Here is a 12,083-nt window from a genome sequence, read left to right as displayed (position 1 = left end):
GGCTATGGGTCGAGATCCTGCGGGACACCGCCCTGCGGATCCTCCCGGTGGACGCCGCCGAGGTGCGGCGCGCGTTGACGGAGTTGCGTGGAGCCCGGCTGCTCCAGGGAGCCCGCGGCGCCGAGCCCGCCGACCTCGGCGCGGTCGCGGACGTGGTGACGCGCGTCGCCGGCCTCGCCCAGAGCCTGGGCGACCGGCTCGAGTCGCTGGAGATCAACCCGCTGCTGGTGTCGGGCTCGCGGGTGGAGGCCCTGGACGCGCTCGTCACCTGGCGGGAACCAGCCCACGGGGGTCTCACTGGTTGAGCCGCACGGTTGGCGGGAACGAACCCGCCCACGGGGGTCTCACTGATTGAGCCGCACGGGAACCCGCCCACGGGGGTCTCACTGGTTGAGGCGCACCGTGCCCCTGTCGATCACGACCGTCCCGTCGTCCTTCGCGGCACGGAACATCGCCGTGTCGCCGTCCACCCACATCGACACCGTCAGTGACTCCCCGGGGAACACCGGCGCGCTGAACCGGCCGGACATCGCGGCGAAGCGCGCCGGGTCGGAGTCGGCGAGGGTGTGCAGCAGGGCCCGTCCGGTCACCCCGTACGTGCACAGCCCGTGCAGGATCGGGCGGGGGAACCCGGCGCGGGCGGCGAAGGCGGGGTCGGAGTGGAGCGGGTTGCGGTCGCCGGACAGGCGGTAGATCAGCGCCTGCTCGGGGCGGGTCCGGTAGGTGACCTGATGGTCCGGCGGCCAGTCGTGCGACTTCCACTCCGCGGCCGGCCCCCGGGAGCCGCCGAACCCGCCCTCGCCCCTGATGAACAGCGAGCTGCGCGAGGTGATCATCGGCTCGGACGTCTCCGGGTCCACCGCGAGCGCCTCGCTGACCACCAGCGCTCCAGAGCCCTTGTCGTAGATGCCGGTCACCTTCGAGGTGATCCGCACCGAGCCGGCCGGCGGCAGCGGCCGGTGCAGCTCGAACCCCTGCTCCGCGTGTACGAGCATCGCCCGGTCGAAGTCCCCGAGCTCCCGTCCCCCGCCGCCCTGCGCCGCCAGGACCGCGAACGTGGGCAGCACCCGCTGCCGCATGCCCGCCGAGTTCTCCGTCGTGAAGGCCAGCTCCTCGGCCGGATCGTCCAGCCCGGCGCCGACACCCACCGCGTAGAGCAGCGTGTCCTTGCTGGTCCAGCTCTTCTCGACGGGCTCGGACTCGACGCCGATCACGTCATGGTTCAGTGGCATGTGCCCTCCTAGACGGCCTGGGGTCCTTCGGCCTAGATTCCGATCCGGTCTGCCAGCCGGTCGCGATGGAAGTCCGCGTCGCCGAAGAGCAGGCTGTCGGACGCGGCGCGCTTGAAGTACAGGTGGGCGTCGTGCTCCCAGGTGAAGCCGATGCCGCCGTGGATCTGGATGTTCTCCGACGCCGCGTGCAGGTAGGTCTCCGAGGCGTAGGCCTTGACCAGCGGCGCCACCACCGGCACGTCCTCGGCCGCCTCCGCGACGGCCCACGCGCCGTAGACGACCGCCGACCGGGCCGACTCGATCTCCATCAGCAGGTCGGCGCACTTGTGCTTGATCGCCTGGAAGCTGCCGATCGGGCGGTCGAACTGGCGGCGTACCTTGGCGTACTCGACGGCCATGTCGAGCGCGGCCTGCGCGCCGCCGAGCTGCTGCGCCGCCAGGGCCACCGCGGCGACGTCCATGACGGCCTCCAGGGGAGCGGCGCCCGCGGTCCCGATCAGCTCGGCCGGCGCCTCGTCGAAGTCCAGGCGGGCCAGCCGCCTGGTCTGGTCCAGGGTGGGCAGCGCGGTCGCCGTCAGCCCGGGTGCGCCGCCTGGCACGGCGAACAGGGAGACCCCGCCGGGGGTGGGTGCCGCGGCCAGGATCAGATCGGCGACGTGCCCGTCGAGAACGAGGCCGCGGTGACCCGACAGCCGCCAGGTCCCGTCGTCCTCGCGGGCGGCCAGCGCCGTGTCGGTGCCGTTCCATGTCCGTCCGTCGCCCGTGACGGCCAGCGTCGCGATCACCTCGCCTGACGCGATTCCCGGCAGGTACCGCTTCCTGGCGTCCTCGTCGTCGCACCGCGTGAGCGCGGTGGCGGCGAGCACCGCGCCGGCGAAGTAAGGGGCGCAGTAGAGGCCGCGGCCCATCTCCTCGAGCACGATGCACTGCTCGACGAAGCCGGCCCCGGCCCCGCCGTAGACCTCGGGGATCCCGATCCCGGTGAGGCCGAGCTGCTCGCCGGCCTGCCGCCACACCGCCCGGTCGTAGCCGTCGTGGCCGTCCATCTGCTCGCGTACGGCGGTGAGCGGCGACTTCTCGGCCAGGAACCGCCGTACGGAATCGCGCAGCTCCCTCTGCTCCTGGCTCTCCGCGAACTTCATCGTTCAGGCCCCCGTCTTCCGTGCCGGCCCGGCCGGTTTCGTCTCCTTGGGCAGGCCGAGCGCTCGCTCGGCGATGATGTTGCGCTGGATCTCGCTGGTGCCGGAGTAGATCGTGCCCGCGCGGCTGGACAGGAAGACGTTCTGCCAGCGTGTGGTGGGGTAGCCCGCGCCCTCCGGCCTGACCAGCGCCTCCGGGCCGAGGATGTCGACCGCGAGCTCGCCCAGCCGCTTGTGGTACTCGCTCCAGAACAGCTTCGCGATCGAGGACTCCGGGCCGGGCTGCCGCCCCGCGGCCATCCCTGCGAGCGTGCGCAGCCCGCCGTAACGCATGAGCTGCACCTGCGTGTAGGCCCAGGCCAGGCGGCGGCGGATCAGCGGATCGGTGTCCCTTCCGCGTTGGCGCGCGGCCTCCACCAGCTCCCAGAACTCGCCCTCGAAACGCAGGTGCTGTACGGTCGAGCGCCCGCCGCGCTCATGGCCGAGGGTGGTCATGGCGACCCGCCAGCCGTTGTTCAGCCCGCCGATGACGTTGAACAGCGGGGCCCGCACCCCGTCGAGGAACTCCTCGCAGAACTCCGCGGCGCCGGTCATCTGCCGGATCGGCCGGTACTGCATCTCCGGGACGGTGAACGGCACCAGCACGTAGGAGAGCCCGGCGTGCTTGGGCGCGTCCACGTCGGTCCTGCACAGCACGAACATCATGGTGGCCCTGGCCGCCCCCGAGGTCCACACCTTCTGCCCGGTCACCACGATCTCGTCGCCGTCCACGACGCCGCGGGTGCGTACGCCGGCCAGGTCAGAGCCCGCGCCGGGTTCGGAGAAGCCCTGGCAGTAGACGTCCTCGCCGGAGACGATCCTGGGCAGGAAGGCGGCCTTCTGCTCCGGCGTGCCGTGGACGAGGACGGACGGGCCGACCAGCGACTCGCCCATCCCGCGCGCGACCCGGGGGACGCCCGCGCGGGCGAACTCCTCGTTCAGCACGGCCATCCTGATCGCGTCCATGTCCTGCCCGCCGTACTCGGCGGGCCATTGCGGGCACACCAGGCGCGCCTCCGTGAGCGCCTGCTCCCATTCCAGGTAGCGCGGGTCGGCCAGCGCCCGGACCAGGGCGGACGGCCGGTGACCGCCGGTCACCGGCGCGAGATTCCAGTCGACGAGGTCGGCGAGCCCGCTCGGGACGTGTATGCGCAGCCAGCCGCGCAGGTCCGTTCGGAACGCTTCGACTTCGGGACCCAGATCGAGTTCCATGCGTTCTCCTCGCTCCGGCGCGGCGGCGGCCGCTCCTGGAGGGCCTGGCGAAACAGAATCCTAGAATCCAGTTCTATCATTAGCGTCTCGCATGTCAAGACCGCACGCCGGACCTTGACAGCTGGGCGCGTCCGGCTTGAAGCTAATTCCAGAACTTAGTTCTAAAACCGTGGGAAGGCGGGATGGCCATGGGGCGGCTGGACGGACGGGTCGCGCTCGTGACGGGGGCGAGCAGGGGGATCGGCGCCGCCATCGCGGCGGGGTTCGCCGCCGAGGGAGCCTGCGTCGCGGCCAGCGCCCGTACGGTGACGCCGGGAACCAGCAGGTTGCCCGGCACGCTGGAGGACACGGTCGGCGGCATCCGGGCGGCCGGCGGGACGGCGGAGGCGTTCGCGGCCGACCTGTCCGTCCCGCAGGACCGGGAACGGCTGGTCGAGCAGGTCCACAAGCGCTGTGGCGAGATCGACATCCTGGTCAACAACGCCGCCGTCACCTATTTCACGCCGGTGGCCGAGTTCACCGCGCGTCGCCAGGCGCTGATGTTCGAGGTGCAGGTGACGGCGCCGACCCACCTGGCGCAGCTGGTCATCCCCGGCATGCGGGAGCGCGGGCGGGGCTGGATCCTGAACATCTCCTCCGTCGCCGCCCGCCACCCGGCCATCCCGCCTGGCCCGCGCGCGGGGCTGGGCGGCACCGTGTACGGCATGTGCAAGGCGGCGCTCGAACGCCTCAGCACCGGGCTCGCCGCCGAGCTCTACGCCGACGGGATCGCCGTCAACTCGCTCGCCCCGACCAAGGTGGTGCCTACACCCGGCACGCTGTTCCATCACCTGACCACCGAGGACGACCCGAACGCCGAACCGCCGGAGGTGATGGCCGCCGCCGCGCTGGCCCTGTGCCAGGCCCCGCCGAGCGAGCTGACCGGCCGCATCGCCTACTCGCAGGAACTCCTGGCCGAACTCGGCCTCACCGTTTGACCGGCCCGCCGCTCACCGGGACCGCCCGCCGTTCAAGAGGCCGCCCGCCGCTCACCGGGACCGCTCACCGAGCGGGTGCCGTACGTGTTGCGCGCCCGCGAGGTGGTCGAGCGGATTCGCGCGCAGGGCGGCCTCGTCTGCGCGCCGCACCCGTACGACCCGCTGCGCAGCGGGGTCGGCGCCGGCCTCGACGCGATGTGCGAGGCCGGGTGGATCGACGCGGTCGAGGTGTTCAACGCCAAGATCCCCGATCAGGAGCACAACCGGACCGCGCTGCGCACCGCGCGGGCGTACGGTCTGCCCGGCACCGTGGGCTCGGACGCCCACGACCCGGCCGGGGTCGGCGCCGCCTATCTGGAGATGCCCGCCTTCGACGGCCCCGTGTCCTTCCTGGACGCCCTGCGCGAGGCGGAGTGCTATGGGGAGTACCGGCCCCACGCGCTCCGCTACGCCCCCGGCCCATGAACACGCTGCGGCAGGTCGTACGGGATTAATGGATTGAAACGGGCATGTAACTGCTTGTTTCCGTTTTTTCCCTGGTCTTGACTCCCGATAGAGACGTACCTAAATTGCCGTCCAATGAATGCAAAGGCAGTTCCACTGAGTGGAAGCGAGTCTCGGACCAGCTACCTCGCCCGATTGCTGGACGTCCTGGACGTCGCGGTCACCCACGACCGCGCCCCCCTGCAGCTGGGTGAGATCGCCGCGGCGGCTGGTGTTCCCCCCTCCACCGCGTCGCGGCTGGTCGGGCTGCTGGTCGAGCGCGGGTTCCTGGTGCAGATGGACAGGTCCGGGTACTCGGCGGGGCCGAGGCTGGTGCATCTGGCCGTGCGGACGCTCGACCAGATGCACGCTGCCGACCGGTTGAAGGCCGCCGTGGAGTCGCTGGCCGAGCAGACCGGCGAGAGCGCGAGTGCGGGCCTGCTGGTGGGCGACCAGATCGTGCTGGTGGCACGGAAGGAGCCCGCGCACTCGTTGCGGGCCGTGGCCCACGTCGGTGACGTGCTCAACCCGCTCACCTCGGCGATGGGCAAGGCCGTGCTGGCGATGCTGCCCGTACGGCGGCAGCTGGAGATCGTGCGCGCCACCGTCGGCGAGCAGGCCGAGCAGGCGCTGCGTGAGACGAGGGAGGAGCTGGCGACCGCCCGCTCGGAGGGGTTCGCCGTCGATGAGGAGAGTTACGCGGTCGGCCTGCGCTGCCGCGCCACCGCGATTCTCGACCGGTCGGGGCACGCGGTGGGCGGCATCTCGATCGCGGGCCCCGCGGCGCGCTTCACGCGCGAGAACGCGAACGCCTGCGTGCCCGCGCTGCTGGCCGAGGCCGGGCGGCTCTCCCTGGAGATGAGGAGTTAACAGGTGACCACGTCGCACGCCCTCTTTCAACGCGCGAGCCGGTACGTGCCCGGCGGCGTCCATTCCAACACCCGCTTCCAGTCGCCGCATCCCGTCTACTTCCACCGTGCCGAGGGGCCGTACCTGTGGGACGTCGAGGGCGACCGCTACCTCGACTGCACCATGGGCAACGCCTCGGTGATGCTCGGCCACCGCCACCCCGACGTGGACGCGGCCGTCACGGCCGCGGTGAGCCGCGGGCTGACCACCGGGGTGGAGACCGAGGACGCGGTGCACGCGGTGGAGCGGCTCGCCGGGATGATCCCGGATTTCGGGCGGGTCAAGTTCGCCAACACCGGCACCGAGGCGTTGATGCACGCGCTCGCGATCGCCAGGCACAGCACGGGCAGGGAGCGGGTCGCCAAGGCCGAGGGCGCCTACCATGGCTGGTTCGACCCGCTGTGGGTGTCGACCTGGCCCGCCCCCGACCAGCTCGGGCCCGCGGAACGGCCCGCGGCGCCGCCCAGCTCGGCGGGCCTGTCGCGGTCGGCGGGGGACACCGTGGTCCTGCCGTTCAACGACCTGGCCGCCACCGAGCGGCTGCTGCGCGAGCACGCCGCCGAGCTGGCCGCCGTGGTCGTGGAGCCCGTTCTCATCGACATCGGCTTCATCCCGGCGACCGGCGAGTACCTGCGGCTGCTGCGGGACCTGACCGCCGAGCTGGGCATCGTGCTGATCTTCGACGAGCTGCTCACCGGTTTCCGCCTGGCCCCTGGCGGCGCGCGCCAGGTCTATGGGATCACCCCCGACCTGACCACGTACGGCAAGGCCATCGCCAACGGCTACCCGCTGGCCGCGGTCGAGGGCCGCACGGACCTGCTGGCCGTCACCGACCCGTCGAGCGGAGGGCCGGTCGGCTGGGTCGGCACCTACAACGGCCACGGCTCGGCGGTGGCCGCCGCGGCGGCGGCCCTGCCGCTGCTGGCGGACGGCTCGGCCCAGGCATACCTCGACAAGCTCGGCACCCGGCTGCGGGAGGGGTTCGCCGAGCTGTCCCGCACGTACGACGTCCCCGCCCTGGTCGCCGGCGCGGGCGGTCACTTCCAGCCGTACTTCATGTCCGGCCCGGTCACCGGCTACCGCACGGCGATGGCCAGCGACCCGGCCCGCTACGCGATCCTGCACCGGGTCGCGCGCGAGCGCCGGATCCTGCTCCCGGCCAAGCCGCTGCTGCACGCCGCGCTGTCCACCGCGCACACGGAGGCCGATGTCGAGGCCCTGCTCGAGGCGGCCGAGGAGGCGTTCGCGGAAATGAGGAGCACGACATGACCAGCACGCCCGACGCCGAGCTCCGCGGTATCCGCAAGGTGTACGACAACGGCGCCAGAGGTGTCGAGCAGGTCGACTTCGCCGTGGCCAAGGGGGAGTTCTTCTCCATGCTCGGCCCCTCGGGCTGCGGCAAGAGCACGACGCTGCGCATCCTGGCGGGGTTGGAGGAGCCCACCTCGGGCGAGGTCCTGATCAGGGGCGAGTCGATGCGCGGCCGTCCTCCGCACCGGCGTCCCACGAACATGGTCTTCCAGCGCCTGGCCCTGTTCCCGCACCTGACCGTGGCCGACAACGTCGCGTTCGGGCCGCGGCTGCAGCGCAAGCCCGCGAGGAGGGTCGGCGAGATCGTCGGCTCGATGCTGGAGCTGGTGGACCTGGACGGGTTCGGCGAGAGGTACCCGTCGCAGTTGTCCGGCGGTCAGCAGCAGCGGGTGGCCATCGCCCGCGCCCTGGCCAACGAGCCGGCCGTGCTGCTGCTCGACGAGCCGCTGGGCGCGCTGGACCTGCGGCTGCGGGTCCAGATGCAGCAGGCGCTCAAGCGCATCCAGCACGATTCCGGCACCACGTTCGTCTACGTCACTCACGACCAGGTGGAGGCGTTGACGATGTCGGACCGGATGGCGGTGATGAACGAGGGCCGCATCGAGCAGATCGGGCCTCCCGCCGACCTCTACCGCTCGCCCGCCACGACGTTCACCGCCACCTTCCTCGGCGACACGAACCTGTTCGAGGGCGCCTGCGAGGGCGGCCTGCTGGAGTCGGCGGGCATCAGCGTCAAGGTCGCGGGCACCGGGCGGGCGGTGTCCGTCCGGCCCGAGCACGTCGCCGTCGGCAAGAACCTGACGTGCGCCAACCGCTATCACGGCCGCCTGGAAGACGTGATCTTCCAGGGCGCGAGCACCCGCTATCACGTACGGCTGGCCTCGGGGGTCCTGGTGATCTCCGAACGGCGCGAAGAGGCCGGCTCCACCCTGGCGATCGGCGATGACGTCGAGACCGGCTGGGACGTGGACGCCGGTGTCGTCCTCAACCACTGAGGGAGTTAGATCGAAATGACGGATATCTCGCGGCGCCGGTTCCTCGGCACCGCGGCCGGAGCGGCGGGGATGACCCTCGCCGCGGCCTGCGGCAGCGTATCCCCGAAGTCCGCCGCGCCGTCCGCGTCCAAGGACGGCAAGCTCACGCTGACCATGTTCGCCTTCCTCGGCGGCGACCTGGGCAAGATGCCCAAGGAGTTCGCCAAGGAGTACATGGCCTCACACAAGAGCGTGGAGATCAAGGTCTACGAGCAGTCGAACTCCGTCGGCTACACCAAGATGCTCGCGCAGAAGAAGGCCGCCCCCGACCAGCCGCTGGTCAACTTCGGCTTCTTCAACGCCCAGACCTCCACCCAGGGCGCCGACGACAAGATGTTCACCAAGCTCGACTACGCGTCCATGAGCAACGCCGCGGACATCGACGAGCGCTTCCGCTACCAGGACGGCATCGGGATCGGCATCGGCATCGACCAGCTCGGCCTGCTCTACAACAAGCAGAAGCTCCCCCAGGTGTCCGGCTCCTGGGCCGACCTCTGGAACCGCGCCTACCAGGGCCAGGTCTCGTTCTTCTCCTTCCCCTGGTACGCCGTCTACATGGCCGCCAAGCTGAACGGCGGCGGACTGGACAACATGGAGCCCGGCTGGGAGCTGTGGAAGCGCGAGGCCCAGCAGATCCGGCTGCTGGTGGAATCCAATCCGCAGTACCTCAACGTGCTGAGCAACGGCACCGCGCCGCTGACCGCGTACTTCGCCGGCACCGGGCAGCAGTGGATCAACTCCGGCGCCCCGCTGACGTACGTCGTGCCCAAGGAGGGCGCGATCCCGCTGCCGGTCAACCTCCAGGCCGTCGAGGGCCAGTCGCAGAGCCAGCTCGAAGCCATCCACGACATCATCAACGAGATGCTCTCACCCAAGTGGTGCGCCCGCTGGGCGGAGACGAGCGTGGAGGTGCCCGCCAACACCAAGGCGGAGCTGCCGCGGAGCCTGGCCGCGCTGCCCGCCTTCGCCAAGGCGACCAGCGACGGTTTCCAGGAGATCGACTACGGCATCGTCGGGCGTAACAACGCCGAGTGGCAGAAGCGCTGGGAAACCGACATCGCCTCGCGCATCTGAGGGGCGCGACGACATGCGGAGACATCGTACGGCCTGGCTGATGGCGGCGCCCAGCGTCGTCCTGCTGGCCGGGGTGTTCGTCGGGGCCATGCTCACCCTGCTCGAATACAGCTTCCACCAGTACCTGCCCGACGGCACCGACATCGCGGGCACCACCGTCACCTGGCAGACGTTCCTGACCGGCGGCTACCACTGGGGGATCGTCGGCGAGACGGTCCTGCTCGGCCTGATCACCACGGTCGTCGCCGCGGTCGTCGGCTACCCCACGGCCTACGCCCTGCATCGGATACGGCGTCCCGCCTGGCGGTACGCGGGGCTGTTCATCATCTTCGCGCCCCTGCTGACCAGCGTCGTGTCCCGCACCTACGGCTGGGAGCTCATGCTGGGCGACAGCGGAGTGCTCAACAGCGTGCTCGGGGTGGCCGGACTCGGGCCGGTGGAGGTGCTCTACGAGCGCACCGCCGTGGTGATCGCGCTGGTGCACATCCTGCTGCCGTTCATGGTGTTCCCGATCATCCAGTCACTCGGGCAGCTCGACCCGGCGTTCGGCGAGGCGGCGGGGGACCTGGGCGCGGGCTCGTTCCGGCGCTTCGTGAAGGTCACGCTGCCGCTGACCTGGCCCGGCCTGCTCGGCGGTGCGCAACTGGTGTTCGCGCTGTCGATCAGCTCGTTCGCCACGCCCAGCCTGCTCGGCGGCGGCCGGGTGAACGTGCTGGCCACCGACATCTACGACAACGTCAACAACGTGGACTGGCCGCTGGCGGCGGTCTCGTCGTACGCGCTGCTGGCGCTGGCCGTCGTCGCGCTGGGCGTCTTCGGCTGGCTGCAGCGCCGTACCGCGCGAGCCGAGCAGGGCGGGGTGACGGCGGCGGGCGCGGCGCCCGCCGGGGCGCGCGGCTGGGGCGTCTGGCTGGCGATCGTCTACGCGTACGTGCTGCTGCCGCTGGTCATCATCATGATCAACTCGTTCTCGTCCGTCTCGTACGGCACCTGGCCGCCACCGTCGTTGTCGGCCAAGTGGTACGCCAACCTCTTCGAGCAGGAAGGTCTGGGCGCGGCGACGCTGCTGAGCCTGGAGGTGGCCATCATGGCCACGATCCTGGCCCTGGTGATCGGCACGGCCGTCGCGGTGTCGCTGGTCCGGCACCGCATGCCGGGCAGCGGGCTGCTGCAGTCGTTCGTGTTGTCGCCCACCGTCGTGCCCAAGGTGGCCTTCGGTTTCGCCGGGTTCATCTACCTGCACCGGCTGGGCCTGTTCGGCGGGACGATCGGGCTCATCGTGACCCACACGGTGATCGTGCTGCCGTTCGTCGTCATCGTGGTGACCGCGGCGCTGATGCGGGCCGACTCCACGCTGGACTCCGCCGCCAAGGACCTGGGCGCCGCCCCGCTGCGGGCCTTCCGCCTGGCCACGCTGCCGCAGATCAGGCCCGCGCTGATCGCCGCCGCGCTGTTCGCGTTCGTGGTGAGCTTCGACGAGGTCGACATGACCGTCTTCCTGCTCTCCCCCGACCAGAACACGCTGCCGGTCTGGATGTTCGTCTACATGCAGAAGTTCCAGGACCCGACGCTGGCCGCGCTGTCCACCCTGCTCATCGTCGCCGCGCTGGCGATCGCCGCCATCGTGGCGGTGCTGCTGGCCCGCTCCGGCGTGTTCTCCTCCCTGACCAACTCCCCCGCACCCGCACCCGCAGAGTCCGTAGAGAAAGCGAAGGAAGGATCCTCCGTATGACCGTCGCACAGATCCCCGTGACCACACTGGCCGGCGGGCACCGCCTGGAACTGACCGTGCACACTTTGCGAGGCGCGTCCGAGGGCCCGCGCATGGTGATGTTCGGCGGCATCCACGGCGACGAGCCGATGGGGTCGGAGACGGTCCGCCGCCTCCTGGAGAGCATCGACCCGGCCCAGCTCGCCGGCACCATCGTCGCGGTCCCCGTGGCCAACCCGTACGCGCACCAGGCGCTGACCCGCAACACGCCGCTCGACGGCGTCAACCTCAACCGCATCTTCCCCGGCAACCGGGGCGGCACCGTCACCGAGCAGCTCGCCGCGGTGCTGAGCGAGATCCTGGAAGGCGCCGACTACTTCATCGACTTCCACTCCGGCGGCAACTTCGCCACCGTGGAGTACGCCTACATCCACGACGCGGGAGCCGAGATGTCGCGGGCGTACGGCACGTCCGTGCTCTACCACGGTCACCCCTACATCGGGTCGGCCACCGGCTGGGCGCTGGAGAAGGGCGTGCGCTGCATGGTCAGCGAGCTCGGCGGCGGGGGCCAGCGCATCGAGGACTACCTGAGGAAGGGCGTCGACGGCACGCTGAACGTCCTGCGCACCGTCGGCATGCTGCCCGGCGAGCCGGTGGCGCCGCCGGAGGACCAGGTGATCGTCGAGACGCTGACCACGCTCGCGCCGACCGTCGGCGGCACGATGCTGTCGGACTTCGGGGTCGAACGACTCGGCGAACGCCTCCCCAAGGGCACGGTCCTCGCCAAGATCATCAGCCCGCACACCTTCGAGGTGCTCGAGGAGATCGTCGCGCCGTACGAGCCGAGCATTTTGATCCTCGGCCGCGAGCACCTGACCAACGTCGCCCCCGGCGACTACGGCTTCATGGTCGCCGACGGCGCCGGCGCCAAGCCGGCCTGAGCGCGTCGGACATCGTGGCGA

Annotated in this window: 12 protein-coding genes; 9 read left to right on the top strand and 3 right to left on the bottom strand. The window is 70.9% G+C overall.

The features are described 5' to 3' along the window. Positions 1–305, top strand: a 305-nt coding sequence (locus ITP53_RS06005) for an acetate--CoA ligase family protein (protein ID WP_195894277.1), incomplete at its 5' end; no start/stop codon positions are given. 78 nt (positions 306–383) lie between these two features. Here the strand turns inward: ITP53_RS06005 and ITP53_RS06000 are convergent. Genes ITP53_RS06000 through ITP53_RS05990 form a run of 3 tightly spaced genes read right to left on the bottom strand, consistent with a single transcriptional unit; the run spans position 384 to position 3,622 of the window. Continuing rightward, positions 384–1,232: a MaoC/PaaZ C-terminal domain-containing protein gene (locus ITP53_RS06000; RefSeq protein ID WP_195894276.1), complete on the bottom strand. Its 849-nt coding sequence runs from the start codon at positions 1,230–1,232 to the stop codon at positions 384–386. A 32-nt stretch (positions 1,233–1,264) separates the two neighbouring features. Next, positions 1,265–2,374 carry an acyl-CoA dehydrogenase family protein gene (locus ITP53_RS05995; RefSeq protein WP_195894275.1) on the bottom strand — a complete coding sequence of 370 codons (1,110 nt, stop codon included), beginning with the start codon at positions 2,372–2,374 and terminating at the stop codon, positions 1,265–1,267. A gap of 3 nt (positions 2,375–2,377) precedes the next feature. Further along, a complete protein-coding gene (locus ITP53_RS05990) occupies positions 2,378–3,622 on the bottom strand; it encodes an acyl-CoA dehydrogenase family protein (RefSeq protein ID WP_195894274.1) in 1,245 nt (414 codons plus the stop codon). A 188-nt stretch (positions 3,623–3,810) separates the two neighbouring features. Between ITP53_RS05990 and ITP53_RS05985 the strand changes: the two genes are divergently transcribed. The 8 genes from ITP53_RS05985 to ITP53_RS05950 all read left to right on the top strand — a co-directional run bounded on the left by ITP53_RS05985 (position 3,811) and on the right by ITP53_RS05950 (position 12,062). Next, entirely contained in the window at positions 3,811–4,599 is a 789-nt protein-coding gene (locus ITP53_RS05985) for an SDR family NAD(P)-dependent oxidoreductase (protein ID WP_195894273.1), read from the top strand. An 84-nt stretch (positions 4,600–4,683) separates the two neighbouring features. Beyond that, a complete protein-coding gene (locus tag ITP53_RS05980) occupies positions 4,684–5,064 on the top strand; it encodes a PHP-associated domain-containing protein (RefSeq protein ID WP_195894272.1) in 381 nt (126 codons plus the stop codon). Positions 5,065–5,238: 174 nt separating this feature from the next. Next, a complete protein-coding gene (locus ITP53_RS05975) occupies positions 5,239–5,952 on the top strand; it encodes an IclR family transcriptional regulator (RefSeq protein ID WP_195894271.1) in 714 nt (237 codons plus the stop codon). 3 nt (positions 5,953–5,955) lie between these two features. After that, entirely contained in the window at positions 5,956–7,260 is a 1,305-nt protein-coding gene (locus tag ITP53_RS05970) for an aspartate aminotransferase family protein (RefSeq protein ID WP_195894270.1), read from the top strand. Beyond that, complete coding sequence (locus tag ITP53_RS05965; protein ID WP_195894269.1) at positions 7,257–8,297, top strand: ABC transporter ATP-binding protein; 1,041 nt, start codon at positions 7,257–7,259, stop codon at positions 8,295–8,297. Before ITP53_RS05970 ends, ITP53_RS05965 begins: the two co-directional genes overlap by 4 nt. Positions 8,298–8,312: 15 nt before the next feature. Then, on the top strand, positions 8,313–9,410 hold the full coding sequence (locus tag ITP53_RS05960; RefSeq protein ID WP_195894268.1) for an ABC transporter substrate-binding protein: 1,098 nt from the start codon (positions 8,313–8,315) through the stop codon (positions 9,408–9,410). Between the two features lie 13 nt (positions 9,411–9,423). Further along, positions 9,424–11,142: an ABC transporter permease subunit gene (locus ITP53_RS05955; RefSeq protein ID WP_195894267.1), complete on the top strand. Its 1,719-nt coding sequence runs from the start codon at positions 9,424–9,426 to the stop codon at positions 11,140–11,142. Next, entirely contained in the window at positions 11,139–12,062 is a 924-nt protein-coding gene (locus ITP53_RS05950; RefSeq protein ID WP_195894266.1) for a succinylglutamate desuccinylase/aspartoacylase family protein, read from the top strand. The genes ITP53_RS05955 and ITP53_RS05950 overlap by 4 nt, the downstream gene beginning before the upstream one ends. Positions 12,063–12,083 lie beyond the last annotated feature (21 nt).

Origin of the sequence: Nonomuraea cypriaca, from assembly GCF_015645445.1 — a bacterium.
Taxonomy (GTDB): domain Bacteria; phylum Actinomycetota; class Actinomycetes; order Streptosporangiales; family Streptosporangiaceae; genus Nonomuraea; species Nonomuraea cypriaca.
Note: the sequence above shows the minus strand (reverse complement) of the source record. Positions and strands in the feature narration are given on the sequence as shown.

Excerpts from the sequence above, each read along its gene's own strand:
- ITP53_RS06000 (WP_195894276.1), bottom strand. The coding sequence starts at position 1,232 with ATGCCACTGAACCATGACGTGATCGGCGTCGAGTCCGAGCCCGTCGAG.
- ITP53_RS05995 (WP_195894275.1), bottom strand. The coding sequence starts at position 2,374 with ATGAAGTTCGCGGAGAGCCAGGAGCAGAGGGAGCTGCGCGATTCCGTA.
- ITP53_RS05990 (WP_195894274.1), bottom strand. The coding sequence starts at position 3,622 with ATGGAACTCGATCTGGGTCCCGAAGTCGAAGCGTTCCGAACGGACCTG.
- ITP53_RS05985 (WP_195894273.1), top strand. The coding sequence starts at position 3,811 with ATGGGGCGGCTGGACGGACGGGTCGCGCTCGTGACGGGGGCGAGCAGG.
- ITP53_RS05965 (WP_195894269.1), top strand. The coding sequence starts at position 7,257 with ATGACCAGCACGCCCGACGCCGAGCTCCGCGGTATCCGCAAGGTGTAC.
- ITP53_RS05960 (WP_195894268.1), top strand. The coding sequence starts at position 8,313 with ATGACGGATATCTCGCGGCGCCGGTTCCTCGGCACCGCGGCCGGAGCG.
- ITP53_RS05955 (WP_195894267.1), top strand. The coding sequence starts at position 9,424 with ATGCGGAGACATCGTACGGCCTGGCTGATGGCGGCGCCCAGCGTCGTC.
- ITP53_RS05950 (WP_195894266.1), top strand. The coding sequence starts at position 11,139 with ATGACCGTCGCACAGATCCCCGTGACCACACTGGCCGGCGGGCACCGC.